The following is a 17,405-nucleotide window of genomic DNA, read 5'->3' as shown; positions in this document are numbered from 1 at the left end:
ACGGGAGGCGTTTTCGGTTGATGTGTAATCACTTAGGAAAGGAGTTCCAGTTTGGCACTTAAAGTGATTACAGAAGTGTATCCGCGGTAACCAATAACGAAGCGGAGGAATGGTGGATTTACGGAATGCAGGCAATGCAGAGCAGTACTGCCTTGGGGCCAGAGATTTGTTCGGGGAAGTTTGCGGCGCTTCGCCATGTGACACGCCAGATGAACCTTAATGGTTCGGCGATGCCGACGGCACGGAAGACGCCGGATGCGCCAGCGGCAGAGGTGGCTGCAATCGCAGGCGTGGCTGAGGGCGCGGGATTGGCGCATGACGCTGGAAATCTGTTGGGGGCTTTGAGTCTTTACTCCGACTTGCTGGCTCTGCCTGGCGTGCTGCATGAAGAGCACAAGGAATATGCCAATGAGTTGAGGATGTTGAGCGATCGCAGTTGGGCGATGATTGACCGGCTGGTGAACCATGCGCGTGCGGGTAGGCCGGTGAAGGTGCAGGGGGAGTTTTCGGTGCTGCCGGATGTAGTGGACCGCATGCGGGGGCTGTTGAGCCGGGTGGCTGGGCGGACGGTGGAGATCTCGTTTGGCGTGGGGGCATTTCAGCCGGTGAAGGTGCCGGTGGAGTCGGTGGAGAGAATTTTGACGAACCTGGTGAAGAATGCTGCGGAGGCGACGCCGTGGGTGGGGGCGATCTCGATCCATGTGGAGGGTTTGCGACGACAGGCGGAGGACGAAGGCGAGGAGCCGCTGCGCCAGGTCGTGATGACGGTGAGAGATCGTGGCTGCGGGATGGATCAGACGGCAGTGCGGCGGTTGATGCAGACTGGCGGGATCTCTTCGGCGAATGGGCGTGGGCTTGGTTTTCGAGTGGTGCGGGAGTTGGTAGCGATCTCTGGTGGCGCTTTGACGATCGAGAGCCAGCCGGAGGTGGGAACGAGCATCTCTGTGGAGTGGAGTGCGATGAAACAGGTTGAGACAGCGGCACAACAGCGGAAGGACTTTGAGATGGAGGCAATGAGAATGAATGACTCTGGAGTGAAGACGGTTGTACGGGGAGAGGCCGGGTGGATCGCATGCTAAGGACGACGGGTTTTGGAGCGGCAGGAGTGAGGACGATTGGGACGGGAGACGTTTCGGTGTTGAGCGAGAGGATGGGTGCGGAGCAGCTCAGAGAGGATGCGGGCACGAATTCGCCTTCTGGTGTGCTGGTGGGAGTTTCGCCGGATGCGCGGGCGCACGCGGTGAGCTCTGCGGAGCATCTGGGGTTGCTGCATGTCCTGGTGGTCGACGACGACGAGGCGGTGCGGAAGGCCTGCTGTCAGATTGCCGCGGGAATGGGGTTTGAAGTGGTGGGCGCTGAGAGTGCGACGGCTGCGCGGGAGATTCTGAAGCAGCGGCGGATCGATCTGCTGCTGTTGGATCTGAAGTTGCCGGGCGGCGGTGGGCTGCCGCTGCTCGAGCAGGTGAAGGCGCTGCATCCGGATACGGCGGTGATTGTGATGACGGCGTTTGCGACGGTGTCGTCGGCAGTGGAGGCGATGCGGATCGGTGCGGGGGATTATCTGACCAAGCCATTTGCGCTGGAGGAGTTGACGGCAGTGCTCGAGCGGACGGGACAGCAACTGCACATGGATGTGCAGAGCCGGCAGCTGCGCGAGAGACTGAGAACGCAACAGGGCATGGGCGGGTTGGTGGGCCGCTCTCCGGAGATGGAGAAGCTTTATAGGATTTTGTCGAAGGTGGCTTATTCGACGCATCCGGTTTTGATCCTCGGCGAGAGCGGGACGGGCAAGGAGCTGGTGGCGCGGTCAATTCACTTCAATGGACCGAATGCGGCGAAGCCGTTTGTGCCGGTAGACTGCGGATCGCTGGTGCCGACGCTGATTGAGAGCGAGTTGTTTGGGCATGTGAAGGGAGCCTTTACCGGGGCGGATCGCGCGAAGGAGGGACTGCTCGCCTCGGCTGAGGGTGGGACGGTTTTTCTGGATGAGATCGGAGAGTTGCCGCTCGATCTGCAGGCGAAGCTTCTGCGGGCGTTGCAGGAGAAAGAGGTGCGACCGGTGGGTGCCACGCAGGCGAGGCCTATCTCGGCTCGAGTGCTGGCGGCAACCAATCGTGATCTTGCGACGATGGTCGAGCAGGGGCGGTTTCGCAAAGATCTTTACTTCCGGTTGAATGTGGTGAACCTGCGGATTCCTCCGCTGCGGGATCGGCGGGAGGATATCGCGGTGCTGGCAACGCATTTTCTGAAGCAGATGGAGAAAGAGACAGGAGTGGAGCGGAGTTTCTCGGACTCGATGTTGCGGACGATGGCAGAGTATGACTGGCCGGGCAATGTGCGGGAGCTTGAGAATGCGATCGAGCGGGCGTGCGCGCTTTCGTCGGGGCCGGTGCTTCACCTTGGCGATCTGCCGACGCAGTTGCAGAATTTCCGCATGCAGCAGGGGCCGGCGATTCATGTGATGGCGGACAATGGGCTGGAGCAGAGTGGGTCGGTGGGTGCTCCGGAGGGTGGGATCGTGTCGATCGCCGAGATGGAGAAGCAAGCCATTCTGGGGACGATCCGGCAGCTGAACGGCGACAAGTTGATGGCGGCGAAGTTGCTGGGGATTGGTAAGACGACGCTTTACCGGAAGCTGAAGGAGTATGGGATTACCGAGGGGTTGGGCGATTGATGAGGAGTCATCGAGCTACTGCGCCGTCCGCGCGCAACTTGGTCGATGTGTGATTGAGAATTGCTGCACAGAAAGGAGTGTACGACGTAGGGGAAGAAGATCCGTGGCGGTTTGCGTTCGTGTGTGCGCTGAAGGGTAGAATCATGGCGAAGGAAGGTGCACGGAAATGGAATGTACGCACATGGACCAGATTCGGAAGGTGAAGCCTTCGGCGAAGGGTTGCGAGGAGTGTTTGAAGATCGGCAGCAGCTGGGTGCATCTGCGGATGTGTCTGGAGTGCGGTCATGTGGGGTGCTGCGATTCATCACAGCATAAGCATGCGACCAAGCACTTTCATAAGACAGAGCATCCGATCATGCGGTCGATCGAGCCGGGTGAGAGCTGGGGATGGTGCTATGTGGATGAGATGGAAGTCGACGTGGTGTGATTGAAGGTTTCCTGTCTTCGATGACGCGGGGGAGGTTGGTCGTTTGAAGAGAGGCCGAGTTTGAAGGCGGAGTCTGCGCGGATTTGGCCGCGGATGGATGGTGTGGATCTTCTTCGCGGACTTGCGATTTGCTTTGTGTTGATGAATCACGTCAACATGCAATTGCTGGGCGCCAAGGTCTCGTACACCCAAGGGCTGCCTCGTCAGTTGGTGTCTTCGCTGGTATGGAATGGTCAGTTTGGCGTTCAGATATTCTTTGCGATCTCTGGATTTCTAATAACTTCGACAACACTGCGGCGTTGGGGTTCAGTGGCTGCAGTGAACGTGTTTGATTTTTATCGGTTGAGGTTTGCTCGTATCGCTCCGCTGATGATGCTTCTTCTCTTGGTTCTCAGCGTCCTTCACCTGACGCACGTCAAAGGGTTTGTGGTCGGGGAGAAGACAGGCGGATTGGGGCGGGCTTTGGCCGCTGCGCTTACTTTTCATGTCAATCTGCTTGAGGCTCGAAGAGGATATCTGCCGGCGGGTTGGGACGTTCTGTGGTCGCTGTCGGTTGAGGAGGCGTTCTATCTTTGTTTCCCGTTGGTGTGCCGAATATTTCGCCGCACCAATTTTCTGTCGGCGCTACTTTTTGTCTTTGTTTTGTTAGGGCCCTTTGCCCGCTCGGAGGCCTTGAACCATAATCCAGTGTGGAGAGAGTACTCCTACCTGGGGGGCATGGACGGCATTGCGCTGGGTTGTTTGACTGCGCTGTTCTCTGCGAAGGCTCGACTTTCCAAGTCGAAGCTTCGAGTGGCTGGGACAGCAGGAGCGTTGATGCTTCTCTTTGTCCTTTGTTTTTCGATTCGCGCCGATCGTTGGGGGCTTGGCCGTAGTGGATTGGATATGACGGTTCTTGGTTTAGGCACTTGTCTGTTGCTTGCTGTGGTTGCGCAGACGCAATGGAAAGCTCCGGGATTTGCTGGGCCTTTGGTCCGTCTGGGAAGACTAAGCTACGAGGTTTATCTGACGCACATCTTTGTTGTTTTGAGCGTGTTTCATCTTTTTCTGATTCTGAATAAGCCCCTTCGAGCTGTTCCGGGAATGTTCGTTGTGGTTCTCTTGCTTTCGGGGCTATTGGGTGCCGTTGTCTCGCGGAGTTACTCTGAGCCGATGAACCGATGGCTGCGGGCGAGGTGGGTGAAAGATGCGACGAGGTTTGGCTCGATTCCTCAAGGAGAGGCGATGAGCGTCTAGAGCTATCCGCTGTCTCCTCGTTGTGATGAGGCGATGGCGCGTTGGTCGAGGGGTGTCGTGACGATTTGCGCCTACGGATTTGCTATGCTGAACGCATCCTTTGTAAGAGAGAGAGTAACGAGCGATGTCGGAAGAAGCGGTAAAGATTACAGTTCGGCCTAATGGTCCGCTGCGGGTCGAAGGGCATATTGTTTTGAAGGACGCCGATGGCAAGGAATGGGATTTGACGGGTAAGCCGGCGATCTCACTTTGTCGCTGCGGGGCGAGTGAGAAGAGGCCGTTTTGCGATGGCTCGCACAACCGAGTGGGCTTTCAGTGTGCGGCGAGTCCTAACGCAGTTCTTACCTAGAGAAACAAGACCGCAGACTTCATGGAACGGGGCGGGCCAAGAGTAGCTCTCGGCCGCTTCTTTCTGGGCGTCTGCGGCTTTTTTGTTATGCGTAATGATTTCATTTTTTGAGGCTGGGCATGATGAGGATTGGCGACTGTTGCGCGGTGGTTTTTTCTGGATGGATCATGGCTTCGGCCGCAGTGCTTGGTGCGCAAGGAGTTCAGCCAGCGGAGAAGACGCATGCGATCGCGTTGCCGGCGGGGCGGGTGAATGAGTACGTGGGGCAGTATCGCGATACAACGGAGCCGGATGTCGTGAGTTCGGTGTACCTGGATGGGGACAAGTTATTTATCGAAGGGGCGCGGGAGCCGCGGATTGAGTTGCAGGCAGAGTCGGCTGATCATTACGTTGCGCATGGGCTGCGAGTGGTGTTTGCACGGGACGCAGCTGGCAAAGTGTCTGCTTTGACGAGCACGTTTGGTGAGCGTTCGGAACAGAGCGTTGTGAGGAAGGAGGAGCGCTTCAGCGATGTGGGGGTGCGACTGAATCACTTCAGCGAATACACGCGCAGTGAGGCAATGATTCCTGTGCGGGACGGGGTCAAGCTGCATGTAGTCATTCTGCGGCCGGCGGGGTCGGAGACTAGTGGGGAGGCGCTGCCGTTTTTGATGCAGAGGACTCCGTATGGCACTTCGTGGGTTTCGTCGGCTGCAGTGAACGGAAGTAAGCCGGAACTGGCGGCGAGTGGATACATCTTCGTGTTCGGGGATATTCGCGGACGGTACGAGTCCGAGGGAAAGTTTGTGATGAACCGCGCGATTGTTGCCCACACGACGAAGAACGATGTGGATGAGACGACGGATACGCGGGACACGATTGATTGGCTATTGAAAAATGTGCCGAATAACAACGGCAAGGTGGGAGCACTTGGGGTTTCGTATCCGGGGTTTCTGGCGATGTCGGCGGGGATCGATGCTCATCCGGCGGTGAAGGCGATCTCGCCGCAGGCTCCGATGACGAATGTTTGGATGGGAGATGACTTCTTTCATAATGGCGCGTTTCGCGAGACGTATGGATTCGACTATGTGCAACAGTTAGAGGCACAAAAGACGGATGCGCGGGTGGACAGCAAGGAAGATACGTTTGATTTCTTTCTGCATAATGTGAACTTCGCTGGTGCTGCGGATGCTGCAAAGATGGAGAAGCTGCCGACAGCGAAGGTGTTCTTGACTCAACCTGCTTATACAAAGTTCTGGCAGGATATGGCGGTGGAGAAACACCTGACGAAGGTTGAGGTGCCGACGCTTGAGGTGGGGGGATGGTGGGATCAGGAAGATATGTGGGGGACGCAGGCAGAGTATGCTGCGCTGAAGCCGCATGATACGAAGGATGAAGTGTTCATGGTGCTGGGGCCCTGGAACCATGGGGGATGGGGGCCGACGACGCGGCATCTTGGAGTATTGGATTTTGGGGCGGCGACGGGGGATCAGTACAGGAAGACGATTGAAGCGCCTTTTTTTGAGAAGTATCTGAAGGGGCGGGCAGGATTCGATTTGACCGGTGTGGCCAGCTTCAGGACCGGTGTGAACCAGTGGGAGCGGTATGAGGCGTGGCCACCGAAGCAAGGCTTCAAAGAAGCGAAGCTCTATCTGACGGCGGATGGCGGTCTGGAGATGGAGGGGGCGCCTGCGGCAGGTGGAGTTGGCGGCAAGGCTGCGGTTAGCTACGTCGCTGATCCTGCGAATCCGGTGCCTTATCGTAATCGCCCGATCCAGTCGACGTATGGGGACGGGTCGAAGTGGCGAACGTGGCTGGTGGAGGATCAGAGGTTTGTGAGCGGGCGGAAGGATTTAGTGAATTTTTCATCTCCTGTGCTCGACAAGGATGTCACGGTAACCGGGGATGTTGTCGCGGATCTGTTTGCGTCGACGACGGGGACGGATGGGGACTTTGTGGTGAAGCTGATCGATGTTTATCCGGATGATGCGCCGGCGCCGTTGGCGGGGTATCAGCTGATGATCGTGGATGAGATATTTCGCGGGCGATATCAGAAGAGTTTTGAGACGCCCGAAGCGGTAACCCCGGGAAAGGTGACGGAGTACAAGTGGAGCCTGCATGGCGCGGATCACACCTTCTTGAAGGGGCACAGGATGATGGTGGAGGTGCAGTCTAGTTGGTTTCCGCTGTATGACCGGAACCCACAGACGTTTGTGCCGAATATCATGACGGCTCCAAAGAGCGCGTATCGCGAGCAGACGATTTCGATTTATGGGTCGGAGAAGTATCCGTCGCATCTGGAGTTTTTAACTCCCGAGTAAGCAGAGGGGTGAATGCGGATGGGGGTGTTGTGACGATCAAGACGATTAGTAGCCGGGAGGTTTACCGGAATCCCTGGACGCGCGTGCGGGAAGATGTGATTGAACGCGCGAATGGCAAGCGCGGCATCTATGGGGTGATCGATAAAGATCCGGCTTGCATCGTGATTCCACTCGTGGAGACGGCGGAAGGAGAGTTTGTTTATTTGATTGAGCAGTTTCGCTATACGGTGGGGGCACGACACTGGGAGTTTCCGCAAGGAGGATGGGAGGTAGCGGAGGTGGTGCCCGAGGATCTGGCACGGGGGGAGTTGCGGGAAGAGACGGGGTTGGCGGCGGAGCGGATGACGCTGCTGTCGACACTGCAGATTGCGTACGGAGTGATGAATCAAAGGCAATATGTGTTTCTGGCTGAGGGGCTGACGATGGGGGAGCCTAGCCCCGATGCGGAGGAGAGCGATTTGTTAGTGAAGCGGGTCAGCGTGCGAGCTTTCGAGGAGATGATTGTGGACGGGACGATCGTAGACAACTGCTCGGTTGCGGCGTGGGGGTTGTACCGGCTGTGGCGAGAGCGACGTTAGATGGGTTGGTGTTGCTAACGGCTTGTTGAGGGAGTATGGTCAGTCGCCGGGGCTTCGCGTTCCGTATTTGCATCTAATAAAGCCATCATGCTGCGATCGATCTACCTTTTCATTACGATCTTCGTAAGTGGATTTTCGGGGCTGGCGCAGATTGTCACTACGCCGCAGGCTCCGGGGCGGCAGACTCCTGAGCAAAAAGTGGTGTTGCTGCGAAATGCGCGGGTGATTGATGGGACTGGCGCCGCGCCGCGGGAGCATGTTTCCCTGTTGCTGCGTGATGGAAAGATCGAACAGATCGGGGGGACGGAGATGGCGCCGCCGGCGGGGGCACAGGTTCGCGATCTGACAGGGAAGACAGTGTTGCCGGGATTGATCAGCGCGCACTCTCACCTTGGGTTGATTGTGGATGATGCCGAGTCGTCTGCGAGCGGATATACCCGCGAGAATGTGACCGCACAGTTGAAGCAGTTTGAGCGGTATGGGGTGACTGCGATTCTATCGCTTGGGCTGAATCGCGATCTGGTGTTTGTGTTGCGGGATGAGCAACAGGCGGGACGACTGGGTGGGGCTTCGATCTTTACTGCGGGGCGGGGGATTGGAGTGCCTGATGGGGCGCCTCCCCTGCCTGCGGCGACGGACCAGATCTTTCGTCCCGCGTCGGTGAAGGAAGCGCGGAGTGATGTGGATGAGATGGCGGCGCAGCGCGTGGACTTTATCAAGATCTGGGTGGATAAGCTGCATGGCAAAGTTCCGGAGATGTCGCCGGAGATCTATAAAGCTGTGATCGATGAAGCGCATAAGCGGCATGTGCGGGTGGCGGCGCATGTGTATTCGCTGGATGATGCGAAACAGCTGGTCGCCGATGGGGTGGATGTGCTGGCGCATTCGGTGCGGGACCAGGTGGTGGATGATGCGTTTGTGCGATCGATGAAGCAGCACGATGTCTGGTATGTGCCGACGTTTACGGTGGATGAATCAGCGTATATCTACGCGGAGAATCCGGCGTTTATGAAGACGCCTTTCTTTCAACAGGCTGCGGGACCGAAGCTGATGGCGAAGTTTGCGGCGCCAGGGTACACGGAGAAGATCAGGCAGGATCCGCAGACGGCGCAGCATCAGAAAGACTTCGAGATTGGGCAGCAGAATCTGAAGAAGCTGTTTGATGCGGGAGTGAAGGTTGCGTTTGGAACGGATTCAGGCGCGTTGCCTGGGCGCATTCCTGGGTTCGCTGAGCATCATGAGCTTGTGTTGATGGTGAGAGCAGGGCTTACTCCCATGCAGGCGATTACGGCGGCCACGGGAGAGAATGCGAAGCTGCTGCATGCGAGCGACCGTGGGACGATTGCGGTCGGAAAGCGGGCAGATCTTTTGGTTTTGGATGCTGATCCGCTAATTGATATTCGAAATACGCAGAGGATCTTTGCGGTGTACCACGATGGTCACAACATCGTTGATTTGCCGGGGCGAGTGAAGTAGTCGGTTACTTCGTAATTAATTTGCAGGCGAGTTCTCTTCGAAGGCGATGCTGCAGGTTTCTTTGTCCGGTGCGGCGAGACGATTGCAGTTTTTGAGAGCGTCTTTGCGTGCGTCGTCAGAGGTCATCTGTGCGACCGAAGAGGCGTAGTGATGGGCTGAGAGAGCGAAGGCTTTGTGCGGGCCGAGGGTGAGATAGCCACGAAAGGCTTGCTGGCCGCGGTCGGAGAGGCCTGCAGGCGGTGGAATGTTGGGGGGAGCGATCTCGGGAAGCGGCTGCGGGAGAAGTACAAGGTCGTGTGCTTTGAGGAAGTCGTCGATCATGGGAGACCAGATGGGAATGCCATGGCTGAAGAGGGTATGGCCGTCTTCGCCGAAGGCTGGAGCGCGGAGGAACTGGTCCTGTCCGCCGGTGGAACGGAAGGCGGCGTCGAACTGCTGGGCGATCTCTGGCCAGAAGTATTTGTCGTTGTCGGCGTAGATCCAGAGCATCGGCGTGCGCGAATGCCGGCCGAAGTCGCGATAGGCGTCGACCAGAGCTTCGGAGTTGCATATCTGATGGTCGGCATTTGATCCGCGGCCACCGGCAAAGTTGATGGCTGCGACTAGATTTTCGGGAGCGTTGGCCGTGAGAGCGACGGTGGCCATGCCGCCGGTGGAGATACCGACGGCGAGGACTCGAGTGGGGTCGACCTGAGGGAGCTTGCTGCCGAAGTCGATGGCGATGCGGAGATCTTCGGCGGATTTGCGGGCGGCGCCCTCGTAGTCGATCTGGGGGCAACGGCCGTTGCCGAGGTAGTCGGGTTTGCCGCCGGAAGAACCATAACCACGACGTATGACGACGAGGGCAACGAAGCCGCGGCGAGCAAACCAGCGAGCCTGGGGGAGGAATAGCCAGGGAGTGATGTTGTTGCGCGGTTCGAGCTCACGGGAGGTTCCGTGGGTGATGACGACGAGGGGATGTTTGCCGGGAAGGTCGGCATAGACGAGGAGCGCGGTGAGACCGTTAGGCGCCGCTTGAGTCCAGGGGATATGCGTGGGCTCTTCGCGCATCTGCACTGCTTGTGCGGAAGACGCCAGAAGGAGGAGCAGAAGAACGAGATCGACGATGCGGGGCTTTAGTGGCACGGATAAACGTAACTTAATCTGCTGCGGCAGGATGGTTTTTATTGCAGGCGGGGATTCTGCAGTGTTGCCTTAGATTGAATGCCCTTGCATGGAACGTTTTATAGCTTTTCGGCATCAAAAAATATCACGTACGTTGTGATGAAAGAAAAAAGTATGAATGGAATTGTGAGCGATCCGAAGATTGCGAAGCATCGCGGTGTGTGGGGCTGGGTTTTGATTTCGCTGCTGATTGCTGTGATTGTTCTCGCGGTGATCGGCGAGATTATGGTGCATCGGGCCATGCCGATTCTGAAGGGTCGGGTGATCGAGACGCTAAGTGCGCGCTTCAACAGCAGGGTGGAGATGGATGGGTTTTCGGTCTCGGTACTGAAGGGACTTGAAGTTTCGGGCGATGGATTGCGGATCTATCCTGAGGATGAGGTGGTCGCGGCAGGGGCCAAGGATCCACTGATCGCGCTGGGGCATTTTTCGTTTCATGCAAATCTGTTGGGGCTGTTTGTTAAGCCGATGCGTGTTGGGACCGTGTATGTGAAAGACATGGCAATTCATATTCCGCCACGCGAGATGCGACAGCAGGCACCGAAGGGACAAAGGCATATTGGCAAGATCAAGATCTTGGTGGATGAGATTGTGTTTGATGATTCGAAGCTGATCATTGGGACGATCAAGCCGGACAAGGATCCGAAGGACTTTGAGATGAGCCGCATTGTGATGCGGAACGTTGGACCGGATGAGCCGTGGAAATATGACGCGACGCTGGTGAATGCGATTCCGAAGGGCGATATTCATGCGACGGGGACGTTTGGGCCGTGGAATAACGATAGTCCCGGTGACTCGAGTGTGACTGGGCGCTATACGTTTGACCACGTGGACTTGAATACGATCAAAGGTATTGGCGGAATGCTGTCTTCGGTCGGTGAGTTTAGTGGGCAGTTGAACAAGATCGTTGTGGACGGGACGACAGAGACGCCGAATTTTTCGCTGGATACAGCGAATCATGGCGTTCCGTTGCATACGAAGTTTCATGCAATTGTGGATGGAACCAGTGGGGACACTTATCTGCAGCCGGTGGATGCGCGATTGGGTGGATCGGATTTCACTTGCAGCGGGGCTGTGGTGAATATTAAGGGGAAGGGGCACACGATTGATCTGGATGTGAACATTCCTGCCGGGCAGATTCAAGACTTTTTACAGCTTGCAGTGAAGACATCGCCCGTCGTGATGACTGGAAGGTTGCAGATGAAGACGAAGCTGCATATTCGCCCGGGGCCGGAGAGCGTTTCGAAGAAGATCGGATTGAAAGGTGGGTTTACGCTAAGGCAGATTCACTTCACGAATCCTGAAGTGGAGGACAAGGTAGATATGTTGAGTCTGCGCGCGCAGGGCGATCCAAAGGCTGCGAAGCCGGGTGCGGAAGATGTCTACTCGCAGATGGTGGGGCAGTTTGTGATGGCGGATGGGAAGCTTAGTTTTAACAAGCTGGACTACACGTTGCCGGGAGCCGATGTGTCGCTTGCGGGAGAGTACACGTTGAATGGAGAACGGTTCGAGTTTGAGGGAAAGGTGCGCACGAAGGCGAGGGTGTCGCAGATGGTGGCTTCGAAGTGGAAGTCGATCCTGCTGAAGCCTGTGGATCCGTTTTTCAAGAAAGATGGCGCGGGTGCGGTGATCCCTGTGAAGGTGAGTGGGACTAGGTCTGCGCCGAAGTTTGGGTTGGACCTCGGGCACAAGGGGAAGAAGGACAGGGAAGAGCAAAGTGGCAAGTAGGTTGGTCTGTAGCAGCCTTGCTGGTTTAGTGGACAGTTTTCATTCGGCGGGACATGAAGTCCATCAGGAGATAGTTGCCGAGATTTTGTGGAGTGGTGAAGTAGGCTTTGCCACGGCACATCGCGCTGACCTGCTGGACAAACTGCATGAGGGAGAAGTCGCTGGCGAGCATGAAGGTGTTGATCATGATGTTGGCGCGTTTGCAGCGGGAGACTTCTTCGAGGGTCTCGGAGATGACGAGTGGGTCGAGGCCGAAGGCGTTCTTGTAGATGCGGCCGTCGGGGAGGGTGAGGGCCGAGGGTTTGCCGTCGGTGATCATGACGATCTGCTTCATGTCTTTATTCTGACGGGCGAGGATGCGCTGCGCCATGCGTAGGCCTTCGCGGGTGTTGGTGTAGTGCGGGCCGACCTTGACGCGGGAGAGTTGCGAGACGGGGATCTCTTCGGCGGTGTCGTGGAAGAGAACGAGGTTGAGGGTGTCGCCGGGGAACTGCGTGCGGATGAGATGCGAGAGGGCCATCGCGACGCGCTTGGCGGGGGTGAAACGATCTTCGCCGTAGAGGATCATGGAGTGGGAGCAGTCGAGCAGGACGACGGTGGCGCAGGAGGACTGGTAGTCGGACTGGTGGACGTGGACGTCGGAGTGATAGATGTTGAGTGGGGCGTGCTCTTCTCCCTCGATAGCAGTGGCTAGACCCTCGCGGGCGAAGACGCTGGAGAGGGTGGCGGTGATGTCGAGGTTGAGGGTGTCGCCGAACTCATAGAGCTTGCTGCTGCCGTTGGTTTCGACGCCGGCGGCTTCGTGACGGGTGTCGTGGCGGCCAAGGTTGGATTTGCCGAGTGGGCCGAGGAGTTCGCGGAGGGCTTTGTAGCCGAGGAAGTCCATGCCCTTGTCGGTGACCTCGAAGCGGGCTTCACCGTTGCCGTCGCCTTGTTCGCCCTGGCCTTGTTCGGGCATCTCGGCGTTGATGTAGTTCTGCTCCTGCATCTTCTGGATGATCTGGTCGATGAGTTCTTCTACCTGATCTTCGGAGAGTGCTTCGTATTTTTCCTGGGCTTCGTCGTCGAAGAGTTCGCCGGAGTCGAGGGCCTGGCGGATGGCCTCGCGGAGGTTCTCCATGGTCTGATCGCCGTCGAACTCCTGGAAGCGCGACATAGGGTCGTTGAAGCCGGAGTCGAGCAGGAAGTCGGAGAGAGCCTGCATGAGGTCTTCGAGGCCGAAGGAGGAGGCGAGGTCGCCGGTGAACTTTGTGTATCGGACGCGCTTCATAGTTTGGACCTAGTGGACCCAGCGGGTGTTGACGACGGTGAGTTTCGAGCAGCCTGCTTTCGCTGCGAGTTGCTGGTCGGTGAGAGCGGGCGCTTGTGATTGCTGCCTGATCTTCGATTGGAAGGATTTGATGTCGTCGAAGCGAAAGACTTCGCAGCCGCGGAGGAAGTCGACTATCTGACCTGTGGTTCGGTCGACGGAGTACATGCGGACGAGGTGAGCCTTTTTGTAGATGCCTATGCTGTCGAAGCCGTCGTCGGTGTCGGGATGCATGGGGTCGAGCGTGTAGTCGGGGTCGCCCAGGGGCCAGCCTTCGTCGTGGGCGAGGATGGTGGCGATGTCGTTGAGTTGGGTGGGGGAGATATGAGGGCGCGGCTTTTCCGGCGGAACTGCAAGTGCGATGAGCGCGAGTGTGGAGGTCAGGAGCATGGGATCCATGTACAGGCCGATTGTGGAAGACTCGAGTTTATGCGGTCTTCCTCAGAAGCGGCTGTGGTTAATTGAAGCCACGGCGGGTGCGGCTGCGGGCAGCTTCTTCGCGGTCGATCTCGCGTTCGCGCATGCGTTCGGCGTATTGCGAAGCCTGGTCGTTGCGGGATTTCTTTTCTGCAGCGCTGAAGGCGCGCTCTTCGGTGCGGCTGAGACGCTTGTGGGCGTACATCCCTTCGAGGAGAAACTCGGCGGCGCTTACGGCGATCTCAGGTTTGGATTTTGAGTTGATCTCGAGCGGTGAGAGTTTTTCGATGAGGCCCTGAATCTGCTTGAGCTCTTCGAGGGAGCCGCTGGCGGGTTGCTCATCGTTGAGTTGAACGGTGCCGCCGAGGTTGAACCACTGCTCGATCTGCTGGGTGTTAGTGTTGGCGAAGTATTTATCGAAGACGGTGGCTACCGATTGGCGGATGATCTCGCGGATGACGGTGTCGGCGCCGCGCATCTCGCCTTCGTACTCGAGTTCGATCTTGCCGCTGATGCCGGGGAGCGCGGTGTAGATGTCGCCTACGCGGGGGACTGCGATGGTTTCGTCGTGGAGGAGGGCGCGCCGCTCGGCGTTTGAGATGACGAGCTCCATGGTGCTGATGGGGAGTCGCTGAGAGACGCCGCTACGCTTGTCTACCTTCTTGTCCTCGCGTGCGGTGAAGGCGATCTGCTCGACGATCTGGCGGATGTAGTGGGGGATTTCGATCTTGGAGGCAGGACGTGTGGACCAGGCTTCCTGCGCGGTGATCGTGATGCCCTCTTCGACGTCCTCGGGGTAGTGAGTGCGGATCTCGCTGCCGATGCGGTCTTTGAGTGGTGTGACGATCTTGCCGCGAGCGGTGTAGTCCTCGGGGTTGGCGGAGAACACGATGGCTACGTCGAGCGGGAGGCGAACTGGATAGCCCTTAATCTGGACGTCGCCCTCCTGCATGATGTTGAAGAGAGCTACTTGGATTTTTCCGGCGAGGTCGGGGATTTCGTTGATGGCGAAGATGCCACGGTTGGCGCGGGGGAGCAGGCCGTAGTGCATGGTGAGCTCGCTGCCGAGATCCTGATTGCTGCGCGCGGCCTTGATGGGGTCGATGTCTCCGACGAGGTCGGCTACGGTGACGTCGGGTGTCGCGAGCTTTTCGACGAAGCGGTCGTCTGGCGTCATCCATGCGATGGGAGTTTCTTCGCCCATTTTGGCGATGAGGTCGCGGCTGAACTTCGAGATGGGCGCGTAGGGATTGTCGCGGATCTCGGAGCCAGCAATGTAAGGGCAGTGTGGGTCGAGCAGCGTGGTGAGTGAGCGGAGGATGCGGGATTTGGCTTGGCCGCGGAGGCCGAGGAGGATGAAGTTGTGCTTGCTGAGGACAGCGTTGACGATCTGGGGTACGACTGTGTCCTCGTAACCGACGATGCCGGGGAAGAGGGGGGCCTTTGACTTCGCGGAGGCGCGCAGTTTCGCGATGAGATTCTCGCGAAGCTCGTCTTTGACGCTGCGAGCAAGACGGGCTGGGGTGAATTCGCTGGCGCGGAGGGAGCCTAGAGTGGTCGGGAGTGAGGTCGCCATGTCTAAGTATAGATGTTTGGCGGGGATCAAAGGTTCAGAGGCTCTGCGCATGAACAAATGCGCCTGAAATTTCGATGGGAAAGCAGAGGCGTTTCTGCGGGATCAGGTGGTGAGATCGTCGCGGAGGGCTTCCATTTCGGCAAGGGCGTGCTGGTTGTTGGCGCGATTGGCGGTTGCGATTCCATGATGGAGGCGGTTGAGGGCCTCTTTGGTGCGACCTAGTTTGGCAAGCGTCTGGGCGGACATCTGGTAGGCGGGGACGTAGTCAGGATTGTGCTGGATGAGGGTGGTGAATTCTGCGAGGGCGGTGTCGGTGTTGCCCTGGCTGATGTGCTCCATGGCTAGGCCGTAGCGGGCGAAGGCGTTGGTGGGGTCGGCAGTGAGGATTTCGGTGAGAGCGGCGATCTTGTCCATGAATCGATGGTGCTGTGTTGGGGGTGGGGTTGGCAAGTTTTGTGATTTGGGTTGAGGTGGCTTGTCTTCGGCAGATAGCGTTGTGGCGATTTAGACTTGTAGGAATGAGTGATTTGGTTTTAGAGCGGACAGTGGCGGAGTCGCAGTCGGAACGTAGTGAGATTGTGTTGCCGGCGGACTCGAATGCGCTGGGGAGCCTGTTTGGCGGGCGTTTGATGCAGTACATCGATCTGGTTGGTGCTATGGCTGCCAGCCGGCATGCGCGAGCATTTACGGTGACGGCGAGCATGGATCATCTGGACTTTGTTGCTCCCGTGCGGGTTGGGGAGTTGCTGATCTTGAAGGCGAGTGTGAACCGGGCGTTTCGAACATCGATGGAGATTGGCGTGCGGGTGATGGTGGAGGATGTGCGGGAACAGAGGTTGCGGCATGTCTCTTCGGCTTACCTGACATTTGTGGCGGTGGATCGTGAAGGAAATCGGCTGGTGGTGCCTCAGGTGGTGCCGGAGACGGAACATCAGAAGCGCAGGTTCGAAGATGCGGGACGGCGCAGGGAGATGCGCGCGGGAGAGACGCAGAGGAAGAAAGAGATGCGGGCTGCTTTAGGGGCTGGATGGCATGTTTGATGAGGGCCAGTCGGATTCGTCGTTACATCTGAAGAAACTACAGGTCCTTCGACTGCGCGACTCACGATGAGACCGTGAGTCGCTTCGCTCAGGATGACACGGTTTAGGAAAGTTCAAAAATAGGAGAGGGTTATGGGACATATGGGAGCGGGAGCACCGCAGGGGCCACAGCCATTGCCTGGTGTGGCACACGTTGTAGCGATTGGAAGTGGTAAGGGTGGAGTGGGGAAGACAACGGTTGCGGTAAACCTGGCAGTTTCACTGAGTAAGCTGGGGTATCGGGTAGGGTTGATCGATGCCGATATCTATGGGCCGAATGTGCCGATGATGCTGGGCGTGACGCGGCAGCCGAATATTGTCGGCGAGAACCGGATTGAGCCGATTCTGTCGTATGGGGTGAAGTTTATTTCTGTGGGGCTGATTTCGCCTGGCGATAAGCCGATGGTGATGCGTGGGCCGATGCTGCACCAGATTATTCGACAGTTTCTGCAGCAGGTGGAGTGGGGAGAGTTGGATTATCTGATTGTCGATCTTCCTCCGGGGACGGGCGATGTGGTGATTTCGTTGGTGCAGACAGTGCCTCTGACCGGGGCTGTGGTGGTGTCGACGGGATCGGGCGTGGCGCTGCAGGATGCGCGGAAGGCGCTCGAGATGTTTCACCAGGTGAAGGTTGAGGTGATCGGCCTGGTGGAGAATATGTCGCAGATGACGCTGCCGGATGGGCAGGTGATTGACGTGTTTGGCGCGGGCGGAACGGAGCGGACGGCGGCGCAGTTTGGGCTGGAGTTTCTTGGCGCCGTGGAGCTTGATCCGCAGATTCGCGAAGGCGGAGATAAAGGTATGCCGGTTGCATTGGCGGGGCCGGATTCGAAGCTTGCGAAGGATTTCTATCGGATAGCGGCGAAGGTTGCGGAGAAGGCGAAGGAGATTGCAGCGAAGGATACGGATGTGCTGGAGATCTCGTAAAAACTTGTTCCTGCCGGACGGGCCCGCTGCGCCAAGCCACCCCTCAAATGAGGACCTGTTTGCGGGGACCCCGGTTGGGCGGTCACTTCGTGACTTGTATACCTTTCAAAAACCTTTCGAACCGTGTCGGTGCTTCCGTTGGTCGGGTAGTGGCTTGACGGCTGG

General features: G+C 57.7%; 16 protein-coding genes. 11 read left to right on the top strand and 5 right to left on the bottom strand.

Annotated elements, in window-relative coordinates:
* Window positions 1-125: 125 nt before the first annotated feature.
* The 8 genes from RBB76_RS04450 to RBB76_RS04415 all read left to right on the top strand — a co-directional run bounded on the left by RBB76_RS04450 (window position 126) and on the right by RBB76_RS04415 (window position 9,040).
* On the top strand, window positions 126-1,079 hold the full coding sequence (locus tag RBB76_RS04450; RefSeq protein ID WP_429628608.1) for a sensor histidine kinase: 954 nt from the start codon (window positions 126-128) through the stop codon (window positions 1,077-1,079).
* Complete coding sequence (locus RBB76_RS04445) at window positions 1,073-2,674, top strand: sigma-54-dependent transcriptional regulator (protein ID WP_429628910.1); 1,602 nt, start codon at window positions 1,073-1,075, stop codon at window positions 2,672-2,674. Before RBB76_RS04450 ends, RBB76_RS04445 begins: the two co-directional genes overlap by 7 nt.
* Before the next feature lie 166 nt (window positions 2,675-2,840).
* Window positions 2,841-3,101, top strand: a complete 261-nt coding sequence (locus RBB76_RS04440) for a ubiquitin carboxyl-terminal hydrolase 14 (RefSeq protein ID WP_429628609.1) — start codon at window positions 2,841-2,843, stop codon at window positions 3,099-3,101.
* A 60-nt stretch (window positions 3,102-3,161) separates the two neighbouring features.
* Window positions 3,162-4,337, top strand: a complete 1,176-nt coding sequence (locus RBB76_RS04435) for an acyltransferase family protein (RefSeq protein ID WP_429628610.1) — start codon at window positions 3,162-3,164, stop codon at window positions 4,335-4,337.
* Window positions 4,338-4,461: 124 nt separating this feature from the next.
* Window positions 4,462-4,686, top strand: coding sequence for a CDGSH iron-sulfur domain-containing protein (locus RBB76_RS04430; protein WP_429628611.1), 225 nt, complete (start codon window positions 4,462-4,464; stop codon window positions 4,684-4,686).
* A gap of 167 nt (window positions 4,687-4,853) precedes the next feature.
* A complete protein-coding gene (locus RBB76_RS04425) occupies window positions 4,854-6,986 on the top strand; it encodes a CocE/NonD family hydrolase (protein WP_429628612.1) in 2,133 nt (710 codons plus the stop codon).
* 29 nt (window positions 6,987-7,015) lie between these two features.
* A complete protein-coding gene (locus RBB76_RS04420) occupies window positions 7,016-7,564 on the top strand; it encodes an NUDIX domain-containing protein (protein WP_429628613.1) in 549 nt (182 codons plus the stop codon).
* An 87-nt stretch (window positions 7,565-7,651) separates the two neighbouring features.
* On the top strand, window positions 7,652-9,040 hold the full coding sequence (locus tag RBB76_RS04415) for an amidohydrolase family protein (RefSeq protein ID WP_429628614.1): 1,389 nt from the start codon (window positions 7,652-7,654) through the stop codon (window positions 9,038-9,040).
* Window positions 9,041-9,055: 15 nt separating this feature from the next.
* Here the strand turns inward: RBB76_RS04415 and RBB76_RS04410 are convergent, their stop codons facing one another.
* Window positions 9,056-10,165, bottom strand: a complete 1,110-nt coding sequence (locus RBB76_RS04410; protein WP_429628615.1) for an alpha/beta hydrolase family protein — start codon at window positions 10,163-10,165, stop codon at window positions 9,056-9,058.
* Between the two features lie 153 nt (window positions 10,166-10,318).
* Between RBB76_RS04410 and RBB76_RS04405 the strand changes: the two genes are divergently transcribed.
* Window positions 10,319-11,932, top strand: coding sequence for an AsmA-like C-terminal region-containing protein (locus RBB76_RS04405; RefSeq protein WP_429628616.1), 1,614 nt, complete (start codon window positions 10,319-10,321; stop codon window positions 11,930-11,932).
* Between the two features lie 25 nt (window positions 11,933-11,957).
* Here RBB76_RS04405 and RBB76_RS04400 read toward each other — a convergent pair whose 3' ends face one another.
* The 4 genes from RBB76_RS04400 to RBB76_RS04385 form a co-directional block, all read right to left on the bottom strand.
* Entirely contained in the window at window positions 11,958-13,202 is a 1,245-nt protein-coding gene (locus tag RBB76_RS04400; protein ID WP_429628617.1) for a vWA domain-containing protein, read from the bottom strand.
* Between the two features lie 9 nt (window positions 13,203-13,211).
* Window positions 13,212-13,640, bottom strand: coding sequence for a hypothetical protein (locus RBB76_RS04395; protein ID WP_429628618.1), 429 nt, complete (start codon window positions 13,638-13,640; stop codon window positions 13,212-13,214).
* Between the two features lie 58 nt (window positions 13,641-13,698).
* Entirely contained in the window at window positions 13,699-15,234 is a 1,536-nt protein-coding gene (locus RBB76_RS04390; protein WP_429628619.1) for a sigma 54-interacting transcriptional regulator, read from the bottom strand.
* A gap of 102 nt (window positions 15,235-15,336) precedes the next feature.
* Window positions 15,337-15,648, bottom strand: a complete 312-nt coding sequence (locus tag RBB76_RS04385; protein ID WP_429628620.1) for a tetratricopeptide repeat protein — start codon at window positions 15,646-15,648, stop codon at window positions 15,337-15,339.
* Window positions 15,649-15,752: 104 nt separating this feature from the next.
* Between RBB76_RS04385 and RBB76_RS04380 the strand changes: the two genes are divergently transcribed.
* Entirely contained in the window at window positions 15,753-16,274 is a 522-nt protein-coding gene (locus RBB76_RS04380) for an acyl-CoA thioesterase (RefSeq protein WP_179581726.1), read from the top strand.
* A gap of 132 nt (window positions 16,275-16,406) precedes the next feature.
* A complete protein-coding gene (locus RBB76_RS04375; protein ID WP_429628621.1) occupies window positions 16,407-17,240 on the top strand; it encodes an Mrp/NBP35 family ATP-binding protein in 834 nt (277 codons plus the stop codon).
* Window positions 17,241-17,405 lie beyond the last annotated feature (165 nt).

Origin of the sequence: Tunturiibacter psychrotolerans (assembly GCF_051013365.1) — a bacterium.
In the GTDB taxonomy this organism is placed as follows: Bacteria; Acidobacteriota; Terriglobia; order Terriglobales; family Acidobacteriaceae; genus Edaphobacter; species Edaphobacter psychrotolerans_A.
The sequence above is the reverse complement of the archived record's forward strand: the minus strand, read 5'-3'. Positions and strand labels throughout refer to the sequence as shown.

What these genes read in the sequence shown, in the direction of transcription:
- RBB76_RS04450 (WP_429628608.1), top strand. Translation starts at nt 126, where the DNA reads ATGCAGGCAATGCAGAGCAGTACTGCCTTGGGGCCAGAGATTTGTTCG.
- RBB76_RS04445 (WP_429628910.1), top strand. Translation starts at nt 1,073, where the DNA reads ATGCTAAGGACGACGGGTTTTGGAGCGGCAGGAGTGAGGACGATTGGG.
- RBB76_RS04440 (WP_429628609.1), top strand. Translation starts at nt 2,841, where the DNA reads ATGGAATGTACGCACATGGACCAGATTCGGAAGGTGAAGCCTTCGGCG.
- RBB76_RS04430 (WP_429628611.1), top strand. Translation starts at nt 4,462, where the DNA reads ATGTCGGAAGAAGCGGTAAAGATTACAGTTCGGCCTAATGGTCCGCTG.
- RBB76_RS04425 (WP_429628612.1), top strand. Translation starts at nt 4,854, where the DNA reads ATGGCTTCGGCCGCAGTGCTTGGTGCGCAAGGAGTTCAGCCAGCGGAG.
- RBB76_RS04415 (WP_429628614.1), top strand. Translation starts at nt 7,652, where the DNA reads ATGCTGCGATCGATCTACCTTTTCATTACGATCTTCGTAAGTGGATTT.
- RBB76_RS04405 (WP_429628616.1), top strand. Translation starts at nt 10,319, where the DNA reads ATGAATGGAATTGTGAGCGATCCGAAGATTGCGAAGCATCGCGGTGTG.
- RBB76_RS04400 (WP_429628617.1), bottom strand. Translation starts at nt 13,202, where the DNA reads ATGAAGCGCGTCCGATACACAAAGTTCACCGGCGACCTCGCCTCCTCC.
- RBB76_RS04395 (WP_429628618.1), bottom strand. Translation starts at nt 13,640, where the DNA reads ATGGATCCCATGCTCCTGACCTCCACACTCGCGCTCATCGCACTTGCA.
- RBB76_RS04390 (WP_429628619.1), bottom strand. Translation starts at nt 15,234, where the DNA reads ATGGCGACCTCACTCCCGACCACTCTAGGCTCCCTCCGCGCCAGCGAA.
- RBB76_RS04385 (WP_429628620.1), bottom strand. Translation starts at nt 15,648, where the DNA reads ATGGACAAGATCGCCGCTCTCACCGAAATCCTCACTGCCGACCCCACC.
- RBB76_RS04380 (WP_179581726.1), top strand. Translation starts at nt 15,753, where the DNA reads ATGAGTGATTTGGTTTTAGAGCGGACAGTGGCGGAGTCGCAGTCGGAA.
- RBB76_RS04375 (WP_429628621.1), top strand. Translation starts at nt 16,407, where the DNA reads ATGGGACATATGGGAGCGGGAGCACCGCAGGGGCCACAGCCATTGCCT.